At 62.8% G+C, this 26,255-nt stretch carries 21 protein-coding genes; 5 read left to right on the forward strand and 16 right to left on the reverse strand.

What is annotated here, in order from left to right; translation table 11 throughout:
• Position 1: 1 nt before the first annotated feature.
• Positions 2–4,402 (forward strand): hypothetical protein, encoded by a 4,401-nt coding sequence (locus F3J17_RS07885; protein ID WP_167055808.1) that lies wholly within the window; start codon positions 2–4, stop codon positions 4,400–4,402.
• On the forward strand, positions 4,399–5,433 hold the full coding sequence (locus F3J17_RS07890) for a Wadjet anti-phage system protein JetD domain-containing protein (protein WP_167055811.1): 1,035 nt from the start codon (positions 4,399–4,401) through the stop codon (positions 5,431–5,433). The genes F3J17_RS07885 and F3J17_RS07890 overlap by 4 nt, the downstream gene beginning before the upstream one ends.
• A 426-nt stretch (positions 5,434–5,859) precedes the next feature.
• Here F3J17_RS07890 and guaA read toward each other — a convergent pair whose 3' ends face one another.
• The 3 genes from guaA to guaB form a co-directional block, all read right to left on the reverse strand.
• A complete protein-coding gene (gene guaA, locus F3J17_RS07895) occupies positions 5,860–7,443 on the reverse strand; it encodes a glutamine-hydrolyzing GMP synthase (protein ID WP_167055814.1) in 1,584 nt (527 codons plus the stop codon).
• Positions 7,444–7,637: 194 nt separating this feature from the next.
• Positions 7,638–8,327: a hypothetical protein gene (locus tag F3J17_RS07900; RefSeq protein ID WP_167055817.1), complete on the reverse strand. Its 690-nt coding sequence runs from the start codon at positions 8,325–8,327 to the stop codon at positions 7,638–7,640.
• A gap of 6 nt (positions 8,328–8,333) precedes the next feature.
• Positions 8,334–9,794 (reverse strand): IMP dehydrogenase, encoded by a 1,461-nt coding sequence (gene guaB, locus F3J17_RS07905; RefSeq protein ID WP_027814806.1) that lies wholly within the window; start codon positions 9,792–9,794, stop codon positions 8,334–8,336.
• 283 nt (positions 9,795–10,077) lie between these two features.
• On the opposite strand from guaB, the gene F3J17_RS07910 reads away from it, so the two are divergent.
• Entirely contained in the window at positions 10,078–11,133 is a 1,056-nt protein-coding gene (locus tag F3J17_RS07910; protein WP_167056629.1) for a DMT family transporter, read from the forward strand.
• 19 nt (positions 11,134–11,152) lie between these two features.
• On the opposite strand, the gene F3J17_RS07915 is transcribed toward F3J17_RS07910, so the two are convergent.
• Positions 11,153–11,500, reverse strand: coding sequence for an RnfH family protein (locus tag F3J17_RS07915; protein WP_167055820.1), 348 nt, complete (start codon positions 11,498–11,500; stop codon positions 11,153–11,155).
• A gap of 2 nt (positions 11,501–11,502) precedes the next feature.
• Positions 11,503–11,940 (reverse strand): type II toxin-antitoxin system RatA family toxin, encoded by a 438-nt coding sequence (locus tag F3J17_RS07920; RefSeq protein WP_167055823.1) that lies wholly within the window; start codon positions 11,938–11,940, stop codon positions 11,503–11,505.
• Between the two features lie 102 nt (positions 11,941–12,042).
• Here F3J17_RS07920 and smpB point away from each other — a divergent pair, with 102 nt between their 5' ends.
• The gene (smpB, locus tag F3J17_RS07925) at positions 12,043–12,489 is read left to right on the forward strand and encodes an SsrA-binding protein SmpB (RefSeq protein WP_167055826.1); all 447 of its coding nucleotides are present in this window, start codon (positions 12,043–12,045) and stop codon (positions 12,487–12,489) included.
• A 79-nt stretch (positions 12,490–12,568) separates the two neighbouring features.
• Here smpB and F3J17_RS07930 read toward each other — a convergent pair whose 3' ends face one another.
• The 3 genes from F3J17_RS07930 to ppsA all read right to left on the reverse strand — a co-directional run bounded on the left by F3J17_RS07930 (position 12,569) and on the right by ppsA (position 16,560).
• On the reverse strand, positions 12,569–13,525 hold the full coding sequence (locus F3J17_RS07930) for a stomatin-like protein (RefSeq protein WP_167055829.1): 957 nt from the start codon (positions 13,523–13,525) through the stop codon (positions 12,569–12,571).
• 46 nt (positions 13,526–13,571) lie between these two features.
• Positions 13,572–14,006: an NfeD family protein gene (locus F3J17_RS07935; RefSeq protein ID WP_167055832.1), complete on the reverse strand. Its 435-nt coding sequence runs from the start codon at positions 14,004–14,006 to the stop codon at positions 13,572–13,574.
• Positions 14,007–14,160: 154 nt separating this feature from the next.
• Positions 14,161–16,560 (reverse strand): phosphoenolpyruvate synthase, encoded by a 2,400-nt coding sequence (gene ppsA / locus F3J17_RS07940; protein WP_167055834.1) that lies wholly within the window; start codon positions 16,558–16,560, stop codon positions 14,161–14,163.
• A 413-nt stretch (positions 16,561–16,973) separates the two neighbouring features.
• Here ppsA and F3J17_RS07945 point away from each other — a divergent pair, with 413 nt between their 5' ends.
• Positions 16,974–17,789, forward strand: coding sequence for a pyruvate, water dikinase regulatory protein (locus F3J17_RS07945; RefSeq protein ID WP_027814812.1), 816 nt, complete (start codon positions 16,974–16,976; stop codon positions 17,787–17,789).
• A gap of 63 nt (positions 17,790–17,852) precedes the next feature.
• Here the strand turns inward: F3J17_RS07945 and F3J17_RS07950 are convergent, their stop codons facing one another.
• From F3J17_RS07950 to bamA, 8 genes are all read right to left on the reverse strand, one after another.
• On the reverse strand, positions 17,853–18,638 hold the full coding sequence (locus F3J17_RS07950; protein ID WP_167055837.1) for an RNA methyltransferase: 786 nt from the start codon (positions 18,636–18,638) through the stop codon (positions 17,853–17,855).
• 95 nt (positions 18,639–18,733) lie between these two features.
• Positions 18,734–19,444: a ribonuclease HII gene (gene rnhB, locus F3J17_RS07955; RefSeq protein WP_240160864.1), complete on the reverse strand. Its 711-nt coding sequence runs from the start codon at positions 19,442–19,444 to the stop codon at positions 18,734–18,736.
• Positions 19,445–19,452: 8 nt separating this feature from the next.
• Positions 19,453–20,622, reverse strand: a complete 1,170-nt coding sequence (gene lpxB, locus F3J17_RS07960; protein WP_167055843.1) for a lipid-A-disaccharide synthase — start codon at positions 20,620–20,622, stop codon at positions 19,453–19,455.
• A gap of 3 nt (positions 20,623–20,625) precedes the next feature.
• The gene (gene lpxA / locus F3J17_RS07965) at positions 20,626–21,414 is read right to left on the reverse strand and encodes an acyl-ACP--UDP-N-acetylglucosamine O-acyltransferase (protein WP_167055846.1); all 789 of its coding nucleotides are present in this window, start codon (positions 21,412–21,414) and stop codon (positions 20,626–20,628) included.
• Between the two features lie 70 nt (positions 21,415–21,484).
• Positions 21,485–21,949 carry a 3-hydroxyacyl-ACP dehydratase FabZ gene (gene fabZ / locus F3J17_RS07970; RefSeq protein ID WP_167055848.1) on the reverse strand — a complete coding sequence of 155 codons (465 nt, stop codon included), beginning with the start codon at positions 21,947–21,949 and terminating at the stop codon, positions 21,485–21,487.
• Positions 21,950–22,202: 253 nt separating this feature from the next.
• The gene (gene lpxD, locus F3J17_RS07975; RefSeq protein WP_167055851.1) at positions 22,203–23,279 is read right to left on the reverse strand and encodes a UDP-3-O-(3-hydroxymyristoyl)glucosamine N-acyltransferase; all 1,077 of its coding nucleotides are present in this window, start codon (positions 23,277–23,279) and stop codon (positions 22,203–22,205) included.
• A gap of 18 nt (positions 23,280–23,297) precedes the next feature.
• Positions 23,298–23,843, reverse strand: a complete 546-nt coding sequence (locus F3J17_RS07980) for an OmpH family outer membrane protein (protein ID WP_205194685.1) — start codon at positions 23,841–23,843, stop codon at positions 23,298–23,300.
• A gap of 43 nt (positions 23,844–23,886) precedes the next feature.
• Positions 23,887–26,193, reverse strand: coding sequence for an outer membrane protein assembly factor BamA (gene bamA / locus F3J17_RS07985; protein ID WP_167055857.1), 2,307 nt, complete (start codon positions 26,191–26,193; stop codon positions 23,887–23,889).
• Positions 26,194–26,255 lie beyond the last annotated feature (62 nt).

Here is a 26,255-nt window from a genome sequence, read left to right on the forward strand (position 1 = left end):
CATGCAGAAGATTTCCCGCATCCACCTCGGCAACTGCGGCTTCCGCACCGCATGGTACGACGGAAATACCTTTGATCTAACCGACCCGGACAGCGGTCAACCCACCGACACGCTCATCAACCTGGAGAACGGCGGCGGCAAAACCACGCTCATCGGGCTTGTGTTCTCATGCTTCGAGACAGCTCAAGAAAGATTCCTCAAGCACATCCAGAGCAAACACAACACGTTCTCTCAGTACTTCACCCACGATGGCGCGCCGGGTTTCATCATCGTTGAATGGCTCATGCCGTCCAGAATGGCAGGAGGCAAGCCCTACCGCCTGGTGACCGGTCAGGCGGTGGCGGTCAGGTCGCACACCGAGCCACCGGAGGTCGACCGCATGTTCTTCTCATTCGAGGAACACGCGGACCTGGGCCTCGGGGACATTCCCGCCCCTGGTCTGGCACAGCCCGCACCGCCCTCCATGCAAGAGTTTTCTCGCTGGCTACATGCGCAGCAGAAAAAATACCCGGGTGACGTTTTCATCAGCCACAACCGCCAGGCGGAGTGGCAGCGGCATCTGAAAGACGAGCGTCTCATTGACCTGGACATGCTGCGCATGCAGGTCAACTTCTCGGCCCAAGAAGGCGGATTCGACACGGGCTTCCTCGACTTCAAGACGGAAGGCGAATTCCTGCGCAAGTTCCTGCACCTGACCAGCGACACCGCGAAGGCCGACGAGGCACGCAAGCTGGTGGTTGTGGTATGCGAGAAGCATCGCCGCAAGCCTCAGTTCCAGAAGCGTCGTGATGAGCTGACCAAGTTTCGGGCATCGCTGAACGCTTTCGCCGAGGCTGGTCACCTGTACCTTGAGACGCTTGCCGCGCAGCGCTCGATGCTGATTCGGGGCGCTCAGATGGTCCAGGCCTTGCAGGCCCGGGCCGCCTCCTTGTTCCTTGACCGCGACCGGGAAGTGGAGTTCGAGCAGACCCAGCGAGGACTGGCCTCACTTGCACTTGCAGACTCGAGCGCGTATGCGAAGGAGCAGGCCGCGGTTACCTGGGCCTGGCACCAGAAGCGCGGCGCATTGGCGAAGGCATACAAGGAGGCGACCGATGGCCAGGTGAAGCGGTTGGAGCGGAACGAACAGCTCATTCGAGCGGCACGACTGCAAAAGGAAATCGTCGGCATCGACGACGAGCTCAAAGAGCTTGACGCACTAGCCGAAGCCGAGCGCGAGAATCTCAAGCCGACCAAGGACCACGTCGAGATTCAAGGGGCACTGCTGCGCCGGGCGCTGTTCAACGAAGAACAGAGACTGAAGGGGGCGCTCCAGGTGCTCGATGAGCGAGCTACCGCGCGGGAGGCAGAACGAACGACCCTTCGCAAGCAACGGGATCAAGCCGAAGCTGACGAGCTTCGCCAGGTAGGAGAACACTCGAAGCTCCAGGCGGCCCAGGACTCCTATACACGTCGCAGGCAAGCGCTTGAAGTGGATGGGACTTTTCTCGGACCCGATGAGAAAACTCCGGAGGCACTTGAACGACTGGACGCAGAAGCTGCAACTGCGGCGGCCGAGCGTGATCTGCAGCGAGCATCGCAGCAACGCTGCACCAGAGAGGCGCGAGAGCATCGACAGGCCGCCGCGGCGGAGAAGGTCCGCGCAGCCGGGTTGGCCGGCAAGGCAGAGGCACTCGGCGAGTTCATCGCACGAGGGGAAGCCGGGGTCGAGCGCCTGGCGCAGCTACCTGCTCTTCTGAATGCCGTCGAATCGGACCGCGTCGACCCGTTGTCCGCGGCCTTGCCTGCCCGCCTGCGCGAGGTCGTCTCTGAGTCAGCAAGACAAGTGTCCCTGGGAGACGTTCGCCTGGCGGAGCTGCGCGCCACCAGGCAGGCTATTGCTGAAACCGGGGTTGCCGGCTACAGCATCGACGTTGCACTCGTCGTCGAGACACTTCTGCAGGCAGGAGTTCGCTCGGCCAAAGCCTATAACGAGTACATCTCACACGCCCTGCCGGATGCCTCCAATGCGCGAGCGCTCGTCGCCAGCGACCCCGCCCGCTTCCTCGGAGTCTGCGTGGCGTCCACGGAACTCGAAAAAGCCAGGGCCGTCGCCTGGGAGGCGCGCAAGCCTACACGCCCTGTCGTGGTATCAGCGGCAACCCTTGAGCCCGCGGAGCAACTGGAGGAGCGTGTGGTCGTCCAGGCTGAGGATGATTCGGCCTTTAACATTGAGGCTGCCGCCAGGCTGGGCCTGAATTTCGAACTGCGTATCGCCGAAGAAGATGAACGGCGGTCAGCATATCAGGAGCGCTACGACCAGACACTGAAGGCAGTCCACGAGCTCGATACCTATACGAAGGAATTCGGCGACGGCAAACTCGGACAGGCGCGAGCCGACAAGGCAGCCCTCGAGGAAGACGAGGCCACGGCGACAGCACGCGCGGAATCTCTCGAATCGCTGGGGCTTGAGCTGGATGAGGAAGTTCAACGGTTGGAGCTTCGAGCTCAGGCAGCCGATGAGAAACGCCAGGCAGCACTTCTATCTTCCACAGCAGTCCGCACGTTTCAGAGCGAACACGAAGCCGGCCACGCGGAGCGCGTTCTTCGACTGGCGGACTTGGCGCAAGGTATCACCACGGAACAGGGGAGAAAGTCCGCAGCCAACAGTGGCCTTGAGCAGTTGCAGGCTGAGCACGACCGCGATCAGGGCTCGCGTGTAAGCACGGACCATGAACTCAAGGTTGCTGGCGAAGAGCGGGCGGGCATCGCTCACTACAACAAGGACTATCCGGCTCACGAACAACTGCTGCAGAACCCGCGGCCGGTGGAGTCTCTGCGTCGCATCTACCGCGATGCAGAAGCGACCTACTTAGCTACGGAAAAGGAGCGATTGGGGCTCCTCGCACACAAGCTGGACGATGCGCGCAGGCGCCGGGAGGACAAAGCCAGGGAGTTCACCCGTGAGTTCAAGGGTTTACGGACGGCAGAACTTGCTCCTTTCCTGGATGTGAACCATGAAGAGGCATTGGCTGACGTCGCCACCGCGCTGGAGACGGCCAGACCAGAGCAAGTAACCGCCACTTCGCACCTGCAGGTCGTCAGCAACGAGTCGAAAAAGTGGTTCGACCAAAACAAGACGAACCTGGGGCCGACAGTACCCGCTCATGAGCCTTTGGACCTGGATGCCCTGGCCGTTCTCATGGTGGAAACCGAGAGCCAAGTGGCTGCGGCGCTCGAACGGATGCGTGTGGCCAACGAAGCCGCGAACCAGGCAGCGGAACGCGCGAATCGGAAGCGCGCTGCAGCCGAGGACGACGGGAAAATTGAGGCGCTGTTGCGCAGCAGCATGGGGTTTGAAGACAAGCCCGACCCAGTTCTCGTTGCAGCAGAAATCGGCGCCCAAGTGGGAATGTCCCTGGAGGTGCCGGACCCCGACAGCCTGATTCTCGAAACCGACGCTAGCAGCCAAGTCAACGCGCTGCTAAAGGACTACATGGGAAAGGACCAACGCGTCAGCAACCTGCAGAGCAAGGCCCGCGTGGCCTTCGACCTCGTCAAGGCAGCTGCAATGGAGCCGTCGTTCAGGGAGGTCGACCCCGATGTTGCGCAGCAGATGGTCACCAACGAATTCGGTGCCGCGTGTACGGACGCGAAACGGCTCCTGGAGCATCTGGACGATCGTATCGCGACGACCGAGGCAACGCTGCGGTCGATGCAGACTGACTTCGATGCCTGCGTCGACGAGGTGCACGCTGTAGTCCGCTCAGCCATCACAACGCTCAATCGCGCGACGAGCAAGGACAAGTCAGTGCCGGTGGGCGCCCCGTACGTCGGTGGCAAGCAAGTCCTGAAGATGCGGGCAAACTTCGGCTCGGTGCCCGTTGAAACACGACGCCAGACCCTCGGCGCCTACCTCGACACGTTGGTTGATACGAACGTGTTCCCTCCGCGCGGTACGGACCTCATCGCCGACGCTGTGGCACGCGTTTATGGGCGTCCACTGGGACTGCAAGTCCTGAAGATGTCCATCGAAGAGACGGAACAGTATGTCCCGGTTGAGCGGGTTTCGAACTCCGGTGGCGAAGGCGTCGTCATGGCGATGTTCCTGTACCTGGTCATCAACCAGTTGCGGGCTGAGAACCATGCGCAGGTACATCGCATCGCCGGTGGGCCGCTCATCCTCGATAACCCGTTCGCGAAGGCCACCAGTCCCGCCATGTGGCGTGCCCAACGGCTGCTGGCCGGGGCCATGAACGTTCAGTTGATATTCGCAACGGCGCTTCAGGACTTCAACGCGCTCGGCGAGTTCCAGCGATTCATCCGCTTGCGCCGCGCCGGGCAGAACAACAAAACTAGACGCTGGCACCTCGAGTTCGCGAACCTGAAGCTCAACAACGTACCCAAGGAGTTGGCAGATTGAGCGAATTCCTTGAAGCGCTACTGTCATCGCCGCGCAAGCGTGTGCCACTCGACGAACTGCGCCAACGCTACTTCTCGCTGTACCCAGATGTCCAGAACAGCCCAGATCGTGGTTTGATACTGCTAAGGGCACTGAAGGAGCTGGAAGCTGACGGCGCCCTCTCGCTGCCAGCTAGAGGAAGTTGGGAACAGGCGGGCTCGCCTGCTCTTCCACTGTGGATCACGTTGAAGCATTCACCACGCTCTGGGGTTTCTGTGAACCATGCTGACGTGACCTGGGCGCCAGAGCTCGGGTTCTGGCCGGAGTTGAGGCCATCGCAGTTGTCAGCGCTACGGCCCATCAATGACTTCCTGCTCCGACGCCGCGGGGCATTCTCCCCGGTTCCAATCAAGGAGCGTTCCCTGGAAATCTTCGGCGACGAGAAGCGGCTCGACAACATGTGCGCCGGGGACTTCCTCTTTAGCGGGCGACTTCCGCTCTCCGTCATCGGTTGCTTCCGGGTGCCGCAGCCGCTTCCGTATCGCAAGGTTGATACGCCGGGCAAGCCCGTACTCGTTGTCGAAAACCACAACACGTACTGGAGCTTCGCGGAATGGAACGAGACCACGCGCCGATACACGGCGGTCATCTATGGCGGAGGCGAAAACTTCAGGCTTACTGGGCGAGCGTTGCGCCAGGCGATGCATGAAGCTGGAGCGTCTTCAGCGGAGTACTTTGGCGACCTTGACCCGAGGGGCTTGTCAATTCCCCTAGACTTCAACCGTTCCGTTGAGCAAGGCTATCCGACCGTTTCTGCGGCGCTCCCGTTGTACCGCTGGTTGCTTGCGAACGGGGTCCAGCGTGAAAAGCCCGAGTGTGCAAAGTATGCAGCTGGACTGGCGGCTGCCTGGCTCGGCATAGAACTGGCCGCAGATCTAGAAGCAGTTTGGTCTGCGGGCATGTGGCTGCCTCAGGAGGCACTGGGCACTGAGCGTCTCCATGCTGGTGCCATTGACATCAAGGCTGCATCCTTCGGCGGCCTGGACGACTAAACGTCAAGCACATGGCTTTAAGAGATGCCGGACGGCGCAAGCGACGTCGCCGCATGTGCCAAATTTCCAATGGAGACAGGACCCGGTGCTTCGGCACAAACGTGGAGATCGACGCGACACCAACCATCTTCAGGGCCGGCGACCTGCCTTCACGGACAACACGACGTGCGTCCAGCAGATTTTCCCGCACCTACGCCAGCGAGATGCCCCATCGACCGTAACGGCCAATGGTCAGCATTTCTCGCCGCTCTAACGAACGAGATGGATACCGTCCGTTTTGCCGTCATCTTGTGACGCAGACGTGCTTGGCCGTCTCTGGAATCGCCGAAAAACGCATTATATTCAAAGACTTGAAATCCACGCTCGAGCAAGCAAGGATTTCGCGCGCAATTTCAAGTCATTGATTTCTTTATGATTTTTTAACGCTTATTCCCACTCAATCGTCGCAGGCGGCTTGCCCGAGATGTCATAGACAACACGGTTAATGCCACGCACTTCATTGATGATGCGATTCGACACATGGCCGAGCAGTTCATGCGGCAGATGCGCCCAGTGCGCCGTCATGAAGTCCAGCGTCTGCACTGCGCGCAGTGCAACCACGTACTCATACGTGCGGCCATCGCCCATCACGCCCACGCTCTTGACCGGCAGGAACACCGCGAACGCCTGGCTCGTCAGCTCGTACCACGACTTGCCCGTTTCCTTGTCGATGGTGTTACGCAGCGTCTCGATAAAGATCGCATCGGCGCGGCGCAGCAGATCCGCGAAATCGCGCTTCACTTCGCCAAGGATACGCACGCCCAGACCCGGGCCCGGGAACGGATGGCGATACACCATCTCATGCGGCAGACCGAGCTTCACGCCCAGTTCGCGCACTTCGTCCTTGAACAGTTCGCGCAGCGGTTCGAGCAGCTTGAGGTTCAGCGTTTCCGGCAGGCCGCCCACGTTGTGGTGGCTCTTGATCGTATGCGCGCCCTTCTTGCCCTTGCCCGCCGATTCGATCACGTCTGGATAGATCGTGCCCTGTGCGAGCCACTTCGCGTCCGTCAGCTTGCCCGCTTCCGTCTGGAACACTTCGACGAATTCCGCGCCGATGATCTTGCGCTTCGCTTCCGGATCGGTCACGCCCGCCAGCTTCGACATGAACGCTTCGCTCGCATCGACGTGAATCACCTTCACGCCGAGGTTGTCCGCGAACATCGACATCACTTGCTCTGCTTCGTTCAGACGCAGCAGGCCGTGGTCGACGAACACGCAGGTCAGTTGGTCGCCGATCGCGCGATGCAGCAGCGCCGCCGCCACCGACGAATCCACGCCGCCCGACAGACCCAGGATGACGTGCTCATTGCCCACCTGCTTGCGGATCGCTTCGACGGCTTCGTCGATGTAGTGACCCATTTCCCAGTCGGCCTTGGCGTTACAGATGCCCAGCACGAAGCGTTCGAGCATCGCGCGGCCCTGCACCGTGTGCGTGACTTCCGGGTGCCATTGCAGGCCGTAGAAGTGGCGCGCTTCGTCGGCCATGGCGGCGATCGGGCACGATTCCGTCGATGCCATCAGCTGGAAGCCGGCCGGCATTTCGATGACCTTGTCGCCGTGGCTCATCCACACCTTGAGCATGCCGTGGCCTTCGGCCGTACGGAAGTCTTCGATGCCGTCGAGGAAGCTCGTATGGTTGCGCGCGCGCACTTCGGCGTAACCGAATTCGCGCAGGTGGCCGCCGTCGACCTTGCCGCCGAGCTGTTCAGCCATCGTCTGCATGCCGTAGCAGATGCCGAGCACGGGCACGCCCAGTTCGAACACGGCTTGCGGTGCGCGCGGCGTATCGGTTTCTGTCACCGAGCTCGGGCCGCCCGAAAGGATGATGCCCTTCGGTGCGAATTCGCGGATGAACGCGTCGTCGACGTCGTACGGATGGATTTCGGAGTAGACGTTGGCTTCGCGCACGCGGCGCGCGATCAGCTGGGTGACTTGCGAACCGAAGTCGAGAATCAGGATTTTGTCGTGCATGGCAGCGGACGAGACCTAAAAAAGAACGGATACAGAAAGCCGCGCACTGGCTGGAAGCCTTGCGCGCGGCATGAATTCATTGGCGCCCTGGGCGCCTGCGCTATAGCTCGAAACCGGGTGGTCCGGTGCAGCGTGGTTCGGGCGCAATCTGGCGGATGTCGCGTCTGACGGTTGGCGTCGACGCGCTCCCCACCTCAACCTCGCAGCGGTGGCCGCTGCGCGTCGGCCGCTTCGTCGCGGGCGGCCTCGCGCGCTTGCCCGGCCTGCGCCTGCTGCACTGTCGTGCGCGGCGCGACCACGGGCGTGACGGGTTCCACAGCGGGCTGCACAGCGGGTTCCACAACGGATTCCGCGGGCACCGCGACGGGCTCGGTCTTCACATGCGAGAAAAACGGCTTCGCATAGACCACGGGCTCGTCGCGTTTAGCCTTGGCCGCGAGGCGAGCTTCGCGCTCCTGCGCAGCGGCCTCGACCGCCAGCGCCCTGTCGCGCAGCTTCACACGACCAGCGAGACGCGCGCCGCCCAATCCGATGATGATCAGGCAGGCAGCCACCGCACCGGCCACCAGCTGGCCGAACCCGGTGAGCTGCGGCTTGTGCAGCCCGATCAGCCAGACCAGCATCAACACGCCGGCGATCCAGTTGACGTGTCCCGCAGTACGGCCGACCGTGGCAGTCAGCGCGCCGTCGAAGGCCGCGCGCAGCGCGAGCCAGGCAAAGCCTAGCAGCACCACACCGAACGCCTGTCCGATGAGCGCCGGCTGCGCCTGCACCAGTTGCAGCGCGTCGTAGAGCAAGGTCCAGGGCGTGAGGACAAACAGCACGCCGAACCCCAGCAATATCAACGCATCGACAATCAGCACTACGCGCAGCAGCGGCTTCATCGAGGCTTAGTCCACGTGGTAGTTGGGCGCTTCCTTGGTGATCTGCACGTCGTGGACGTGCGATTCGTTCAGACCCGCGCCCGTGATCTGCACGAACTCTGCCTTCGCATGCAGTTCGTCGATCGTGCGGCAACCGCAGTAGCCCATCGAGGCGCGCACGCCGCCGATCATCTGGAACAGGATCGCGTTGATCGGGCCCTTGTAGGCGACGCGGCCTTCGATGCCTTCCGGCACGAGCTTGTCGATGTTGGCCGAGTTGTCCTGGAAGTAGCGATCCGCCGCGCCGTCCTTCATCGCACCGACCGAACCCATGCCGCGGTACGACTTGTACTGACGGCCCTGGAACAGGAACACGTCGCCCGGCGATTCTTCCGTGCCGGCGAACATGCTGCCCATCATCACTGCGTTCGCGCCGGCTGCCAGCGCCTTCGAGACGTCGCCCGAGTAGCGCACGCCGCCGTCGGCGATGCACGGCACGCCGGTGCCCTTGAGCGCTTCGGCGACATTCGAGATTGCCGTGATCTGCGGCACGCCCACACCTGCGACGATACGCGTCGTGCAGATCGAGCCCGGGCCGATACCAACCTTCACGCCATCCGCGCCGTATTCGACCAGCGCTCGTGCGGCATCCGCCGTAGCGATATTGCCGCCGATGACTTCGACGTGCGGGAAGTTCTGCTTGACCCAGCGAACGCGTTCGAGCACGCCCTTGCTGTGGCCGTGCGCCGTATCGACGACGATCACGTCGACGCCGGCCTGCACCAGCAGTTCAACGCGCTCTTCGTTGTCCGGACCGACGCCGACTGCCGCGCCAGCGCGCAGCTTGCCGTGTTCGTCCTTACAGGCGGCCGGGTGTTCGGTCTGCTTGGTGATGTCCTTGACGGTCATCAGGCCGCGCAGTTCGAACGCGTCGTTCACCACCAGCACGCGCTCGAGGCGGTGGCTGTGCATGAGCGACTTGGCTTCGGCCAGCGGCGTGCCTTCCTTGACGGTGACGAGGCGCTCGCGCGGCGTCATGATCGAGCGCACCGGCTCGTCCAGACGGGTTTCGAAGCGCAGGTCGCGGTTCGTGACGATACCGACGAGTTGCGCGCCTTCGACGACCGGGAAGCCCGAAATGCCATGCTGCTGCGACAGCGCAATGACGTCCGCGACTTTCATCTGCGGCGGCACGGTGATCGGATCGCGCACGACGCCCGATTCGAAACGCTTCACCTTCGCGACTTCACGCGCCTGTTCGGCCGGCGTGAGGTTCTTGTGGACGATACCGACGCCGCCTTGCTGCGCCATGGCGATAGCAAGACGCCCTTCCGTGACGGTGTCCATCGCGGCCGAGACGAGCGGAATGTTCAGGGAGATGTTGCGGGTCAGCCGGGTCTTCAGGCTGGTGTCGCGCGGGAGAACGTCGGAAAAGGCGGGAACGAGGAGCACGTCATCGAACGTGAGTGCTTTCTGGATCAGACGCATGGCAAATCCTATAGGCGCAAAAGCAGATTATACGCGATAGCGCCCTGGAAATCATCAGCGCGTACAGTAGCTTAGCGCCGATTTTGGGATTTTTTTGAAGTTTGGACGCCATCGGGAACGCTTGTCTAACCGCTGTTTCCGACCCGAATTTCAATCCATTTCGCATGAATCGCGCATGCCCAATAAAAGTGCGCCGTGCAGAATTGAACAAGACGCCTCCCGCTTGTCGCAGTTAAGCTGCTCGCCACTGAACAGGTATCACCGATTTACGGAGGCAATGGAAATGCAGCGTGGTGTGTTGTACGGCGTGCTCGCCGGAGCGTTATGGGGAACGGTATTCGTGGTGCCCCGGCAACTGGCGGACTTCTCGCCCCTGCTCCTGAGCGCCGGACGCTACGTGATGTACGGACTGGTGTCGCTGGCCGCCCTGTTGCCGATGCTCAAGCGCGTCTGGCCACGCCTCACGCGCGAAGACCTCGTCGCGCTCGTGAAGCTGGCGCTGATGGGCAACCTGCTCTACTACCTCTTTCTGGCGAGCGCGATCCACCTCGTGGGCATCGCGCCGGCGTCGCTGATCGTCGGCGTGCTGCCGGTGACGGTCACGCTGCTCGGGCGCGCCGATCATGGCGCGGTGCCGCTCTCGAAGCTGGCCTGGCCGCTCGCCTTGATCGCGGCGGGCATCGTCTGCATCAACGTCGATGTATTTACGGCGACCGCCAGCGCCGGCGACCACGCGGGCACGCTCACGAAGATCGCGGGGATTGGCTGCGCAGTGGGCGCGCTGATCTGCTGGACGTGGTTTGCGGTGGAAAACTCGCGCTATTTGCAGCGTAATGCGCACTTCAGCGGCAACGAATGGTCGGTGTTGTGGGGCGTGGTGACGGGCGCGCTGGGCGGCCTGCTGTGGCTCGTGATTCTCGTGCTGCCGTCCGGCGTCGCGCAGGAAACGGTCGCCGGCGGGCGCTGGACCACCTTCTGGCAGCTCAACCTCGTGCTGGCAATTGGCGCGTCGTGGCTCGGCAACGGGCTGTGGAACGCCGCCGCCAAGCGCCTGCCGCTGACCCTGTCAGGTCAGATGATCGTTTTCGAGACGCTGTTCGCCCTGCTGTACGGCTTCGTGTACGACCATCGCCTGCCGCGCGGGCTGGAGATCGCGGCGATCGTCCTGCTGGTGGTCGGGGTGAGCTGGTCGGTGCGCCAGCATGCGGGCGGTCCGGAGGACACGATGCACGGCGACGGCATCGTGCCGGAAGGCGATCTGCCCGGAATCGGGCATGCAGAGGAAAACGCGAAGAACCGTGGCAAGAACGGCACCGAACGGCGCCGTGTAGCCAGCTGAACCCTCTGAAGAACGTGGCCTAGCGGGAATCCTTGTTCTGCCACTTGCGCCCTTCGATCGAACCCGCCTTGCGGGTTTTGTCGACGCGGCGCTGGCGCGCGAGCTTGGGATCCACGACCAGCGGCCGGTAGATCTCCACGCGGTCGTGATCCGCGAGTTCGGCGTCGAGCGGCTTGAGTTTGCCGTACACGCCCACTTTCAGCGTCGTCAGATCGATCTCGGGATGGCGCGTCAATATGCCGCTGGCATCAATGGCCTGCTGCACCGTCGAACCGGCCGGCAACTGCACGCCGATGACAGTCTGGGCGTCGGCCAGCGCGTAGCAGACGTCGACGGACAGGCTGCCGGAAGAGGGATTCGCGCTCATGGTCAGGCCTTGCCGTAGCGCTGGTCGGCGCGCTTCACGAAGGAATCCACAAACGTGTTCGCGATGTGATGGAACACCGGCCCGATGATCTTTTCGAGAATGATGTTAGAAAACTCGTAGTGCAGCGCGAACTCGATCTTGCAGGCGTCCGCGCGCAGCGGCGTGAAGCGCCACGAGCCCGTGAACTTCTTGAAAGGGCCGTCGGTGAACTCCATATCGATGTATTCCGGGCGCTTCTGCACGTTTCGCGTCGCGAAGTGCTGCTTGATGCCCTTGAAGTTGATATCGATCTTCGCCTCCATGCCGCTCTCGTCCTTGCGGCGAACCTCGACGCCGCCGCACCACGGCAGGAAGTTAGGATAGTCGTCGACGTCGGTTACGAGGTCGAACATCTGTTCCGCCGAATGGCGAATCAACACGGTTTTCTGGACATCCGCCATAAATTGCGCAATGCGATGCAAGGGTGAAGGCGCAGCGGGCTTTCGCTGGCCCGCTTTGCTAAAATCGTAATTTTAAACGAGTTGGGCGTTTCCCATTTTCCTATGAGCATCATCGACAACAGAAAAGCCTTCTTCGATTACTTCATCGAAGAGCGCCACGAGGCGGGGCTCGTGCTCGAAGGATGGGAGGTCAAGGCCATGCGCGCCGGGCGAGCCAACATCAAGGAAGCCTACGTCATCATCAAGGACGGTGAGCTGTTCCTGATCGGCACGCACATCAGCCCGCTGCCGGAAGCCTCGACGCACATCCATCCGGACGCCACGCGCACCCGCAAGCTGCTGCTGCACCGCGAGGAAATCGACAAGCTGATCGGCAAGGTCGAGCAGCGCGGTTTCACGCTCGTGCCGCTGAACTTCCACTACAAGGGCGGCCGTGTGAAGTGCGAGATCGGTCTCGCCAAGGGCAAGAAGCTGCACGACAAGCGCGAAACCGAGAAGCAGCGCGACTGGCAGCGCGAAAAGGCGCGCCTGATGCGCACGCCTACCTGAGCGCGCGCGAGACTGCGCACAAATGACGAAGGGCGGCCCAGGCCGCCCTTTTGTCGTTCTGAAGTACCGGATGCCGCGCTCAGACGCCCTTGGAGGTGTCGCGGGTCATCTGCGTTTCCTTCATACCGGTGCGATTCACGATCGTCAGCGCCGAAGCGATCATCGAACTCAGATCGCTCATATTGCCCGGCACGATCAGCGTATTGCCCTGTTTCGCCAGATTGCCGAAGGCCGTCACGTATTGCTCGGCGACCTTGAGGTTCACCGCGTCCATGCCGCCCTGCGCCTGGATCGAGTTGCCGATCTTCTGGATCGCCGTCGCGTTGGCTTCAGCCACCGCCAGAATCGCCGCCGCCTGGCCCTGCGCCTGGTTGATCGCGGCCTGCTTTTCGCCTTCCGACTTCTGGATCGCCGCCTCGCGCGCGCCCGCTGCCAGATTGATCTGCTCCTGCTTGCGCCCTTCCGACGCCGCGATCAGCGCGCGCTTCTCGCGCTCGGCGGTGATCTGCGCCTGCATCGCATGAAGAATTTCCTTCGGCGGCGTGAGGTCCTTGATCTCGTAGCGCAGCACCTTCACGCCCCAGTTCGACGCGGCTTCGTCGAGCGACGACACCACGCTATGGTTGATGAAATCGCGCTCCTCGAAAGTCTTGTCGAGTTCGAGCTTGCCGATCACCGAGCGCAGCGTGGTCTGCGAGAGCTGCGTGATCGCGAAGACGAAATTGCTCGACCCATACGACGCTTTCATCGGATCGGTCACCTGAAAATACAGCACGCCGTCCACCTGCAACTGCGTGTTGTCGCGCGTGATACAGATCTGGCTGGGCACGTCGAGCGGGATTTCCTTGAGCACGTGCTTGTAGGCCACACGGTCGATGAACGGCAGCACGATTGTGAGACCCGGCGTGAGCGTGCCGTGATAGCGGCCCAGGCGCTCCAGCACCCATGCGTGCTGCTGCGGCACGATCTTGACGGTCTTGGAAATCAGAACGATGACGATCACGAGCAGAATCAGCCCGACGACTGGTACTTGCATGCGCTTCCCCTTTGCTTCGAGTTCGATTCGAGTTTTGCTTCGCGTTTCAGGCGTGGCCCGCGGCCACGATCAGACAGCTGCCGCGCACCGCCTTGATCCGATAGAGATGGGCGTCTTCGGGCTCGCCAGGTGCGAGTTCGACATCCCATTCCGCGCCGCGATACATGGTGCGCGCGCGGCCTTCATGCCACGCAGCGACAGTCAGCGTCGAGCCGATGTCGAGATTCACGGCCGGATCGCTCGACGCATCGACCATGCGGCGCTTGCGGCCAAAGCGCGAGCGGCGCAGCGTAATCACGGCCGCCAGCCCCACTAGCGCGGCCACCGCAAACTGCACGTCGAGCGGCGCGCCCAGTTCGAACGCCAGCACGCCAGCCAGAAAGCCCAGCGCGATCATCAGCAGATAGAAGGTGCCGGTCATCAGCTCGGCCACGATCAGCACGCCCGCGCCGATCCACCAGAACAAACCATGCGGACCCACAGCGACCTCCCAAAGTAAAACACCCCGGATAGACCGGGGTGTTATAGCACGAAGCTGACACTCATTTCCGCTGCGTGCGGACGCCGAATGCAAGCCGCATCAAGCCTCGCGCGCGGCGGGACGGCGTGCGCCGTCCGCTTCGCTCAAACTGCGCTTACTTCGTTTGCGCCTTTGCGAGCGCCTGCCACGTCTCGACAACCGTGTCCGGGTTCAGCGAGATCGAAGCGATGCCTTCTTCCGCAAGCCACTGGGCGAAGTCCGGATGGTCGGACGGACCCTGGCCGCAGATGCCGACGTACTTGTTCAGGCGCAGGCAGGTTTCGATCGCGCGCTTGAGCAGGAACTTGACGGCCGGGTCGCGTTCGTCGAAGTCGGCAGCCAGCAGTTCCATGCCCGAATCCCGGTCGAGGCCGAGCGTGAGCTGCGTGAGGTCGTTCGAGCCGATCGAGAAACCGTCGAAGTACTGCAGGAACTCTTCGGCCAGAATCGCGTTGGTCGGCACTTCGCACATCATGATCAGGCGCAGGCCGTTTTCGCCGCGCTTGAGGCCGTACTTTGCCAGCAGCGCAACGACGCGCTCTGCCTGCTTGAGCGTACGCACGAACGGCACCATGATCTCGACGTTCGTGAGACCCATCTCTTCACGCACGCGCTTGAGCGCCAGGCACTCCATTTCGAACGCCTGCGCAAAGTCGTCGGCGATGTAACGCGACGCGCCGCGGAAACCCAGCATCGGGTTTTCTTCGTCCGGCTCGTAACGCGAACCGCCGATCAGCTTCTTGTACTCGTTCGACTTGAAGTCCGACATACGCACGATGACGGGCTTCGGATAGAACGCCGCGCCGATCGTGGCGATACCTTCCGTGAGCTTGTCGACGTAGAACGCACGCGGCGACGCATGACCGCGCGCCACGCTTTCGACCGCCTTCTTCAGGTCGGCGTCGATGTTCGGGTATTCGAGGATCGCCTTCGGGTGAACGCCGATGTTGTTGTTGATGATGAACTCAAGACGCGCGAGACCCACACCTGCGTTCGGCAGTTGCGAGAAGTCGAACGCGAGTTGCGGATTGCCGACGTTCATCATGATCTTGACCGGAATGGCCGGCAGCTCGCCACGCTGGACTTCGCTGACTTCCGTTTCCAGAAGACCGTCATAGATGCGGCCTTCGTCGCCTTCCGCGCACGACACCGTCACCAGCGCGCCGTCCTTCAGCACGTCGGTGGCGTCGCCGCAACCGACGACTGCCGGCACGCCCAGCTCACGCGCGATGATCGCCGCGTGGCAGGTACGGCCGCCACGGTTCGTGACGATGGCCGCTGCGCGCTTCATCACCGGCTCCCAGTTCGGGTCGGTCATGTCGGCGACCAGCACGTCGCCGGGCTGCACGCGTTCCATTTCGGACGGATCGTGAATCACCTTCACGCGGCCCGCGCCGATCTTCTGGCCGATTGCGCGGCCCGTTGCCAGAACCTGCGACTGGCCCTTGAGCTTGAAGCGTTGCTCCGCCTTGCCCGCGGCCTGGCTCTTCACCGTCTCCGGACGTGCCTGGAGAATGAAGATCTTGCCGTCGAGGCCGTCCTTGCCCCACTCGATGTCCATCGGACGCTGGTAGTGCTTTTCGATGATGACGGCGTACTTCGCCAGCTCGATCACGTCTTCGTCGGTGATCGAGAAGCGGTTGCGCTGTTCGTGCGAGACGTCGACCGTCTTCACGCGGCCCGGCTCGCCCGGCTGCGTGAATTCCATCTTGATGAGCTTCGAGCCGATCGAGCGGCGGATGATCGGCGCCTTGCCTTGTGCGAGCGTGGTCTTGAAGACGTAGAACTCGTCCGGATTCACGGCGCCCTGCACCACGGTTTCACCGAGACCGTAGCTCGACGTGACGAAAACGGCGTCCTTGAAGCCCGATTCCGTGTCCAGCGTGAACATGACGCCCGCTGCGCCGCGGTCCGAACGGACCATGCGCTGCACGCCAGCCGACAGCGCGACTTCAGCGTGGGTGAAGCCCTTGTGGACGCGATAGGAAATGGCGCGGTCGTTGTAGAGCGACGCGAACACGTGCTTGAGGCGGTCGAGCACGTCTTCGACGCCCACCACGTTCAGGTAGCTTTCCTGTTGACCGGCGAACGACGCGTCAGGCAGATCTTCTGCCGTCGCCGACGAGCGCACGGCAAACGACAGCTCGGACGGCGAGCTGGCTTGCAGCGTGTCGAAACCGGCGCGGATGTCCGCTTCCAGTTGCGGCTGCAGCGGCGCGTCGATGATCCACTGACGGATTTCCTTGCCGGCTTCAGCCAGCGCCTTGACATCGTCGACGTCGAGCGTTTCCAGACGAGCGGCGATCCGTTCAGTCAGGTTGTTGTGCTTCAGGAAGTCGCGGAAGGCGAGCGCAGTCGTCGCGAAGCCCGTGGGCACACGCACGCCAGCCTCAGCCAACTGGCTGATCATTTCGCCGAGCGAGGCGTTCTTGCCGCCCACGATCTCAACGTCGGTCATCCGCAACTGCTCGAAAGGCACTACATAAGCCTGATCCTTGGCAACGGTGTTAGTCATACAAGCCCCTAAGTGTGAAAAAAATTCACGGCTGCGCAAGTGGGCTCGAACGCGAGTCACCCATTGGGGGCGATTTCGCGTCTTGCGCAACCTGTTGGAGAAGCAATCGCCGTGGCTCCGAAGGGCGGGAGCAGGCTTGAGGAAAAGCAGGGAGATGCGCGCGATTGCAGGAAGTTATGCAAAATCGCTGCAAGTTGACGCCAAAATGAGCCAAGATGGACTCCGCTTTGGCGCGGTTGCACTGCAATTGCTTATCCAACAGGTTGCCGCTATTCTACCGTGCCGACTACGGAAAATGTGTCAGTCGGCGAGAAACGCGCCTCGGAATCGTCCCACAGCGGTCCGCCCAGCGCCTACCGGGCTTTCCAGCCCGTCACGAGCGCACCAGCAGCTCACGTACCCAGCCTCAACCGATGCCGCCTACCGTATTCATCGTCTCCGACGGTACCGGGATCACTGCCGAAACGTTCGCGCATTCGATCCTGTCGCAGTTCGACCAGAAATTCCGCCTCGTGCGCGTGCCCTTCGTCGATTCTTCGGACAAGGCTTATGCCACTGCCGAAAAGATCAACGAAGCCGCGGTGCAGGAAGGCCGTCGTCCGATCGTCTTCACGACGCTGGTGGACAGCAGCTCGAACGAGATCGTCAAACGCGCGAACGCGCTCGTGCTTGACATGTTCCAGACCTTCGTGGAACCGCTGGAGCAGGAGCTGGAGCTGAAGTCGAGCCACGCGATGGGCCGTGGCCACCAGAACGCGGACACCGACGAGTACAAGAACCGTATCGAGGCGATCAACTTCTCGCTCGCGCATGACGATGGTCAATCCGACCGCAATCTCGCCGACGCCGATGTGATCCTCGTGGGCGTATCGCGTAGCGGCAAAACGCCAACCAGCCTGTATCTGGCGATGCAGTACGGCGTCAAGGCCGCGAACTATCCGCTGATTCCCGACGACTTCGAGCGCGGCAAGATGCCGAATTCGCTGCTGCCGCACCGCTCGAAGATTTTCGGGCTATCGATCGATCCGCAGCGTCTGACGGAAATCCGTAACGAGCGACGTCCGGGCAGCAAGTACGCGGCGCTGGAAAACTGTCGCTACGAGGTGAACGAAGCCGAAGCCATGATGCGCCGCGAAGGCATCAAGTGGCTCTCGTCGACGCACAAGTCGATCGAGGAAATCGCCACCACGATCCTGCAAGAGATCCGCATCGACAAGCCGGCGTACTGATTCGCCGCCTGCAATGAAAAAGCCCGCTTTCGCGGGCTTTTTTCTTGTGAGGACGGCTCAGCGTCAACGCGCGCGGCGTTGTTGTCGGCATTGCTCGAACACGCACACCGCAGCGGCTGCCGCCACATTAAGCGACTCCATCCCGCCCGGCTGTGGAATGGTCACACGCAGCGCCGCCGCATCGCGCCATACCTGCGACACGCCCGCGCCCTCGTTGCCGAATACCCAGGCGACCTGCCCTGTCAGATCTGCTTCGTCGATGGCCTTCGCGCCGTGCGAATCGGTGATCACGACCGGCACGCCGAGCATATCGATCAGCGTCTGCGGTTCGACGTTTTCGTAGACCTGAAGCAGGAAATGCGCGCCCATCGCCGAGCGCAGCACCTTGGACGACCACGCGTAAGCCGTGCCCGGCGTGCAGAACACATGGTCGATGCCCGCCGCCGCCGCGCTGCGCAGGATCGAGCCGACGTTGCCCGCGTCCTGCAGACCGTCGAGCACGAGACAGGTGGAATCGACGCGCTGCGGCAGGGTTGCCTCGGGCATATCGACGAGCAACAACATGCCCGCGCCATGGACGACGTTGGACAGCTGGCCGAACAACGCATCGGGCAACGTGATGACGCGGCGCTCGTCGACGCGGGCGACGATGTCGTGCGCTTCTTCATGCGCGAGCGCGCCTTCGGTGACGACGCAATATTCGGGCTGCGCGCCGCCATCGAGCCAGGCGCTCGCAAGGTGGAACCCTTCGAGCAGGGCCTGATGGGCGCGCCGCTGTTGATGCGTCGAGCCGGCCAGCGCCTTCAGGCGCTTGTAGAGCGGATTGTCGCGCGAGGTAATGGCTTTCACGGGCAGGCCTGGCGAATCGAAAATGGATCAGTCAAAAGGAAAACGGCGCCGCACGAGGCGGCGCCGGATACGTTCGGCAGGCGCATCGTCGATGCTCAGGCGGAAACGATCACGCTATGAATCACGCCGTGCAGCTCATACGCTTCGCGCACCGGTGCAAACGAGCGCCGATGATGCGCGCACGGGCCATGCGCGCGCAACGCCGCCAGATGCTGCGGCGTGCCGTAACCGGCATGCGCATCGAAACCGTAGGCGGGAAACGCCGAGTGCAGCTCCAGCAGCATTCGGTCGCGCGTGACCTTCGCAATGATCGACGCAGCTGAAATCGCCGGCACCAGCGCATCGCCGCCAATCACGGCTTCGCTGCGCACCGGCAGCACCGGGCAGCGGTTGCCGTCGATCTTCGCAAGCGTTGGCGTGACGCTCAGGCCTTCAACGGCGCGGCGCATCGCCAGCATTGTCGCGTGCAGGATATTGAGCGTGTCGATTTCCTCGACGCTCGCTTCCGCGACGCACCACGCGAGCGAGCGCTCGACGATCAGGTCGTAGAGCGCGTCGCGCGATTTCGCGGTGAGCGCCTTCGAGTCGTCCAGACCGGCGATCGGGCGAGCCGGATCGAGAATCACCGCCGCCGCGACCACCGGGCCGGCGAGCGGGCCGCGTCCTGCTTCGTCCACGCCGCAGATGATGTCTTCAGGCGATTCGAACAGCAGGCCCGCCTGCTCCGCAAGCTGCAGGCGGATGGCGCGCTTTTGCGCGGCCTGCGAAGGCGCTTTCGGCTTTGCGGCCTTCGTACGCTTCGTCATCCCCTCGCTCATGCCCGCCCCTTGCGGCTTTCCACCACGCGCGCGACCACTTCCGCGGCGCGCTCCTGGGTGTTCTGGCGCAACGCGTGATGCATCTGCGTGAACACTTCCGTGAGCGTGCGCCGGTTCGCTTCGTCGTGCAACTGCGTCAGCGTAGCGTCGGCGAGCGCCTCCGGCGTAGCGAAGTGCTGGAGGATTTCCGGCACCACAAAGCGCCCTGCAAGAATATTCGGCAGCCCAACGTACGGCAGATAGGCCTGACGACGCATGATCTGCCCCGTGAGCCAGGGCACCTTGTACGAGATCACCATCGGCTTCTTGAGCAGCGCCGCTTCCAGCGTGACCGTGCCGCTTTTCACGAGAATCGCGTCGGCGGCCGTCATGGCGACTTGCGACTGGCCATCGACGATCGTCAGCGCGAGCCCTTGATGCTGGCTCGCCAGCTCCTGCAACTGCGCGTGGATCGCAGGCGTGGCCGCCGGCATCACGAAGCGCAGTCCCGGTTCGCGCTGCTGCATGATCTGCATCGCGTCGAAGAAGGTCGGGCCGATCAGGTTAATCTCGGAACGGCGGCTGCCGGGCAGTACCGCGATGATCGGGCCGCTATCGGGCAGACCGAGCGCACGACGCGCGGCAGGCACGTCCGGTTCGAGCGGAATGTCATCGGCGAGCGGATGGCCCACGTAAGACGCCGCCACACCGGCTTTTTCCAGGATCGCTGTCTCGAACGGGAACACGCAGAGCATGTGATCCACAGACTTCTGGATCTTCTTGATGCGGCCGCCCCGCCACGCCCAGATCGACGGGCAGACGAAATGGATCGTAGGAATACCGGCTTCGCGCAACGAATGTTCGAGGCCGAAGTTGAAGTCCGGCGCGTCGACGCCGATGAAAACATCGGGCTGCTCAGCGAGCAGTTGATGCTTCAACTCGCGGCGAATGCGCAGGATTTCGGGAATATGCCTGAGCGCCTCGACATAGCCGCGCACCGTCAGCTTGTCCATTGGCCAGTGCGCGTCGAAACCGACGGCCTGCATGCGCGGGCCGCCGATTCCGTAGTACTGCGCAGTATCCGGCAGCTTTCCGGTCAGCCCCTTGAGCAGCGACGATGCGAGCAGATCGCCGGACGGTTCGCCGGCGACCATCGCGAGGCGCAACGGATGGGTTTGCAACGCCATCGTTTAGCGGATGATGCCGCGCTGCGACTGCTCGACGAAGCTGAGCAGCGCTTTCACGTGCACGTCGCCGTCACCGCCCGCCTGGGCGAGTTCGGCGAGCTGCACCTTCGCTTCTTCGAGCGACAGGCTGTTCTTGTACAGCGTGCGGTAAGCCGCGCGCAGCGCCGAGATCGCGTCGGGCGAGAAACCGCGGCGGCGCAGACCTTCGACGTTGATACCGTGCGGCACCGCCTTGTTGCCGGCCGCGATCACGAACGGCGGCACGTCCTGCACGAGCGCCGAAGCGCCGCCCACCATCGCATGCGCGCCGATGCGCACGAACTGGTGCACGCCCGTCATGCCGCCGATGATCGCGTGATCGTCAACGATCACGTGACCCGCGAGCTGCGCATTGCTCGACATGATGATGTTGTTGCCGATGCGGCAATCGTGACCGACGTGCACGTACGCCATGATCCAGCAGTCATCGCCGATCGACGTGATGCCGGTGTCTTGCACCGTGCCCGTGTGCAGCGTCGTGAATTCGCGGATCGTGTTGCGGTTGCCGATCACGAGCTTCGTGGGCTCGCCCTTGTACTTCATGTCCTGCGGGCGGCCGCCGATCGAGGCGTAATGACCGATCGAATTGTCTTCGCCGATCGTCGTGTGGCCTTCCAGCACGCTATGCGAGCCGACCTGGGACCGTGCGCCGATGGTGACGTTCGCACCGATCACCGCATAAGGGCCGATCTCGACCGATTCGTCAACTTGCGCGCCCGGCTCGACGATCGCAGTGGGATGGATCCTGCTCATTCGTCATGCTCTCCGATTCTGTTGTCGTGCCGAGGCGCCTGCAGGCGCGCTGCGGCACGCGAGGCGCAATTTACTGCGCCGCGTCCATTTTCTTGACGGTGCACATGAGTTCCGCCTCGCAGGCGACCACGCCGTCCACGTCGGCTTGCGCCTTGAACTTCCAGATGCCGCGCATGTAGCGCTCGAACGTCACGTTCAGGATCAGCTGGTCGCCCGGCTCGACCACGCGCTTGAAGCGCGCGCCGTCGATACCGACGAAGTAGTACAGCGTGTTCTCGTGATCCTGCTCTTCTTCCGAGAACGTCAGCAGCGCGGCGGTCTGTGCCAGTGCTTCAAGGATCATCACGCCCGGCATCACCGGACGCTGCGGGAAGTGGCCCGTGAAAAAGGGCTCGTTGATCGTCACATTCTTCAACGCCTTGATGCTCTTGTGCGGCTCGAGTTCGAGAACCCGGTCCACCATCAGGAACGGATAACGGTGCGGGAGCAGCGTGAGGATCTTGTGGATGTCGAAGTTGAGTTTTTCGATGTTCATGGTGTTTCTGCTCACGCAGGAATTGCGTGTCACTTTCGATTGCGTTGCCCGAAGCGGCGGCCCTTGCGCGGCGGTAGCCATGCCGGTCTGCCGTACCCCTGTGGTTCGCGCGTGAGGCGCAGTATGCGCCACGCACGCGACTTCGTGCATGCGGATTGCCCCGGGCATGCGGGCCGGGCGCACAGCCCGGAACGCATCGCGCGAGGTTCGGTCCGGCGCACGGCGTGAAAGCCGCGACACCGGACCCGTTTTCTTATGCGTCGCCCTGCGGTTTTTGAGCGACGGCGGCTTCGAGCGCACGGATGCGGTCGCGCAGCTTGTCGATATTGCGCAGCAGCGCGGCGCTCTTGTTCCAGTCGCCGTGTTCGACGGCCGGGAACGCGCTGGTGTAGATGCCAGCCTTCGGCAGCGACTTCGACACGCCCGACTTCGCCGTGACGATCACGTAGTCGCCCAGCGTCACGTGCCCGGCGATGCCGACCGCGCCGCCGATCATGCAATGCTTGCCGACCGTGGTGCTGCCCGCGATGCCGGCGCAGCCTGCGATCACGGTGTACGCACCGATCCGGCAGTTGTGGCCGATCTGCACCTGGTTGTCGATCTTCACGCACTCTTCGATGATCGTGTCGGCCATTGCGCCGCGATCGATCGTGGTGTTCGCGCCAATTTCGACATCCGGCCCAATGGTCACGCCGCCCACCTGCGGGATCTTGACCCAGCTACCCGTGCGCGCATCGCCTTCGCCCGTGAAATCAGGGGCGAAACCGAAACCGTCCGAGCCGATCACCGCACCCGCGTGCACGATGGCGCGCGCGCCGATCTTGCAGCCGTAGTAGACGGTCACGCCCGGATAGAGATGCGAGCCCTCGCCCACCTGGGTGCCGCGGCCGATCACGACGTTGGCGTCCAGACGCACGTTCTCGCCGATCACCGCGCCCGCTTCCACCGTCACGTTCGGACCGATCACGGCGCTGGCCGCGATCTTCGCCGTTGCGTCGACGTGGGCGCTGGCGTGCACGCCCGGCTGCACCTTCGGCGCGGCGAGGTCGATGAACGCCTGCGCGACGCGCGCGAAGTAAGCATACGGATTGGGTGTGACGATGAAGTTGCGGCCTTCGCGCGACGCGAGTTTCGCCAGATCGTCCGGACTGATGAGGACCGCGCCCGCGCGGGTCGTTTCGACCTGCGAGAGATACTTCGGATTGGCAAGGAAAGCCAGTTGCTGCGGACCCGCCTGGTCGAGCGGCGCGAGCGAGCCGACGCGTTGCGTCGCATCGCCCACCACTTCGCCGCCGAACTGGGCGGCGATTGCCTCAAGCGTAAATGCCATGCGCGTGCTGCTCCTGCCTTAGTTGCTGTTGCTGCCGGTGGCGCCGTTGGCGAGCGCCTTCAGCACCTGGTCGGTGATGTCGATACGCGGACTCACGTAGACCGCTTCCTGCACGATCAGATCGTAGTGCTGCTGCTCGGCGATCTGCTTGATCACCTTGTTCGCGCGATCCAGCACCGCCGCGAGTTCTTCGTTGCGGCGCTGGTTCAGATCTTCGCGGAATTCACGCTGCTTGCGCTGGAAGTCGCTGTCGAGCTGCGACAGATCGCGCTGCTTCTGTGCGCGATCCGCCACCGACAGGCTGGGCCCGCTCTTGTCGAGCGCGTCCGACATCGTCTTCAGACGCTGCGCCATGTCCTGCAGATCCTTGTCGCGCTTCGCAAACTCGGCTTCGAGCTTGGTCTGCGCAGCCTTCGCGGGGGCGGATTCGCGCAGGATGCGGTCGGAGTTGACCGCCGCGATTTTCGCTTCCTGCGCATGGGCCGCGCCCGTGCCGAAAGCGAGCATCGCCAGCGACAGCGTCATGGCCCCGATCGTCCGCCTGGAAAACATACCCGTTAGCAAAGTTATCCTCTCGTTTCTGTAAATACCTGTTCCTGCGCGTCCGTCAGAATGCCGTACCGATCTGGAACTGGAACTTCTGGTACTGGTCGCCTTCGTGCTTCGTGACCGGGAAGCCCAGGCTCAGCTTGAGCGGGCCGATCGGCGAAATCCACGCGAGACCCACACCGTAGGCGTAACGCAGACCGTTCGAGCCGATGCTGGTGCCTTCGTCGCCCCAGACGTTACCACCGTCGAGGAAGGTGAAGACGCGCAGCGTGCGGTCATAGCCCGTGCCCGGCAGCGGGAAGGTCACTTCGATGTTGCCGACCACCATCTTCGAGCCGCCGATCGGGTCGTTCGTCGTCTTGTCGCGCGGACCCAGCGAGCTCGGCTCATAACCGCGCACCGACCCGATACCACCGGCGTAGTAGTTCTTGAAGATCGGGTACGGCTTGCCGCCGAGACCGTTGCCGTAGCCGGCCTGGAAGTTCAGACCCAGCACGAAGCCGCGCGCAAACGAGTAATAGTACTGCGCCTGCACATCGGTCTTGTAATACTGCGTCGAGCCGATGGGCGTGCCGTATTCGGCGTTGGCCTGCAGGAAATAACCGCGGCTCGGGATCAGCGCGCTGTCACGCGCGTCGCGCGACCAGCCGATCGTCAGCGGAATGTTGTTCGACACGCGGCCGAACTGGTTCACGTAGTCGATGTAGCTTTGCGGCGTGGCCGAGTCGACATCCAGACGATCCTGCTCGAAGCCCACGCCGAAGAACACGGTATCGACTTCCGAGAACGGAATGCCGAACTTCAGGTCGCCGCCGGCGGTGATGATCTTGAAACTCGAATCGGTCGAGTAGTACAGCGGCTGGTACGTGCGGTAGTAGACGTCCGTGATGCGCTTGATGCCGTCCACGGTGAAGTACGGGTCGACCTGCGTGACAGCCAGCGTACGGTACGACTTCGCCGTATTGACGTTCACCGACAGCGACGTGCCCGAACCGAACACGTTGTCCTGCGAAACGCCCGCCGAGAGCACCACCTTGTCGGTCGACGAGAAGCCCGCGCCCAGGGTAATCGCGCCGGTCGGCTTTTCCGTGACCTTCACGTCCACGTCCACCTGGTCGGCCGTGCCTTCCACGGGGACCGTGGTGACGTCGACGTCGGTGAAGTAGCCCAGACGGTTGATACGGTCCTTCGAGAGCGCGAGGCGGCTCGAATCGAACCACGAGCTTTCGAGCTGGCGCATTTCGCGGCGCACGACTTCATCACGCGTGCGGGTGTTACCCACCACGTTGATGCGGCGCACGTAGACGCGGCGGCTCGGATCGACCTGCAGCGTGAGGTCGACGGTGTGATTCGCCTGGTTGATCTGCGGCAGCGCGTTGACGGTCGCGAACGCGTAACCGTATTCGCCAAGCTTGTCGACGATGGCCTTGGTGGCCGCCTGCAGCTTTTCAGCCGAGAAGCGGTCGCCTGCCTTGATCTTGACCAGCTTGTTGAGTTCCGCCTCGCGGTCGAGCAGATTGCCCGCGAGATGGACGCCCGAAATCTTGTACGGCTCGCCCTCGTGAATCCCGATGGTGAGGTACATGTCCTTCTTGTCGGGCGAGATCGAGACCTGCGTCGAGTCGATGTTGAACTCGAGATAGCCGTGATTCAGGTAGTACGAACGCACGTTCTCAAGGTCGCCCGTGAGCTTTTCCTTCGAGTACAGGTCGTTCTTCGTGTACCACGAGAACCAGTTCGGCGTGGACAGCTGCATTTCGTCCAGCAACGTGCCGCTGCTGTACGTCTTGTTGCCGATAAAGTTGATCTGGCGGATCTTCGCGCTCGGGCCTTCGACGACCGAGAACAGCAGACCGACGCGGTTGCGGTCGATCGGCGTGACGGTGGTCGTGACTTCGGCGGCGTAGAAGCCGCGCGTGAGGTACTGGCGCTTGAGCTCCTGCTCGGCCTTGTCGACCAGCGCCTTGTCGTAGTAGCGGCCTTGCGAGAGGCCGACTGCGCGCAGCGCCTTGGTCAGGTTGTCCTTGTCGAACTCGTGAATGCCGGCGAAATCGATGGTGCCGATCGCGGGACGCTCCTGCACCTGCACAACGACCACGCCGCCTTCAGTGGCGATGCGCACGTCGTTGAAGAAGCCGGTTGCATACAAGGCGCGAATCGCTTCGGAGGCCTTGTCGTCGCTGAACGTATCGCCCTGCTTGATAGGCAGGTACGCGAACACCGTGCCCGGCTCTACGCGTTGCAGTCCTTCGATGCGGATGTCCTGTACCACGAACGGCGTCGTTGCGGCGTGGGCCACGAGCCCCTGTGCGGCAAGTGCCGCGGCTGCAACCGTTTTTGGAACCAAGCGATGAGGTCTAAACAACGTGCTTCCCCAGTGTGTATAGCTGCATCAGATCAGGCGGCCCGCCCTCGGACGCCGCCAGA

The organism is Burkholderia sp. Ax-1719 (assembly GCF_011753055.1).
In the GTDB taxonomy this organism is placed as follows: Bacteria; Pseudomonadota; Gammaproteobacteria; order Burkholderiales; family Burkholderiaceae; genus Paraburkholderia.

Bases quoted from the DNA above. Each gene is read 5' to 3' on its own strand.
- F3J17_RS07885 (WP_167055808.1), top strand. From the start codon at position 2: ATGCAGAAGATTTCCCGCATCCACCTCGGCAACTGCGGCTTCCGCACC.
- guaA (WP_167055814.1), bottom strand. From the start codon at position 7,443: ATGCACGACAAAATCCTGATTCTCGACTTCGGTTCGCAAGTCACCCAG.
- F3J17_RS07900 (WP_167055817.1), bottom strand. From the start codon at position 8,327: ATGAAGCCGCTGCTGCGCGTAGTGCTGATTGTCGATGCGTTGATATTG.
- guaB (WP_027814806.1), bottom strand. From the start codon at position 9,794: ATGCGTCTGATCCAGAAAGCACTCACGTTCGATGACGTGCTCCTCGTT.
- F3J17_RS07910 (WP_167056629.1), top strand. From the start codon at position 10,078: ATGCAGCGTGGTGTGTTGTACGGCGTGCTCGCCGGAGCGTTATGGGGA.
- F3J17_RS07915 (WP_167055820.1), bottom strand. From the start codon at position 11,500: ATGAGCGCGAATCCCTCTTCCGGCAGCCTGTCCGTCGACGTCTGCTAC.
- F3J17_RS07920 (WP_167055823.1), bottom strand. From the start codon at position 11,940: ATGGCGGATGTCCAGAAAACCGTGTTGATTCGCCATTCGGCGGAACAG.
- smpB (WP_167055826.1), top strand. From the start codon at position 12,043: ATGAGCATCATCGACAACAGAAAAGCCTTCTTCGATTACTTCATCGAA.
- F3J17_RS07930 (WP_167055829.1), bottom strand. From the start codon at position 13,525: ATGCAAGTACCAGTCGTCGGGCTGATTCTGCTCGTGATCGTCATCGTT.
- ppsA (WP_167055834.1), bottom strand. From the start codon at position 16,560: ATGACTAACACCGTTGCCAAGGATCAGGCTTATGTAGTGCCTTTCGAG.
- F3J17_RS07945 (WP_027814812.1), top strand. From the start codon at position 16,974: ATGCCGCCTACCGTATTCATCGTCTCCGACGGTACCGGGATCACTGCC.
- rnhB (WP_240160864.1), bottom strand. From the start codon at position 19,444: ATGACGAAGCGTACGAAGGCCGCAAAGCCGAAAGCGCCTTCGCAGGCC.
- lpxB (WP_167055843.1), bottom strand. From the start codon at position 20,622: ATGGCGTTGCAAACCCATCCGTTGCGCCTCGCGATGGTCGCCGGCGAA.
- lpxA (WP_167055846.1), bottom strand. From the start codon at position 21,414: ATGAGCAGGATCCATCCCACTGCGATCGTCGAGCCGGGCGCGCAAGTT.
- fabZ (WP_167055848.1), bottom strand. From the start codon at position 21,949: ATGAACATCGAAAAACTCAACTTCGACATCCACAAGATCCTCACGCTG.
- lpxD (WP_167055851.1), bottom strand. From the start codon at position 23,279: ATGGCATTTACGCTTGAGGCAATCGCCGCCCAGTTCGGCGGCGAAGTG.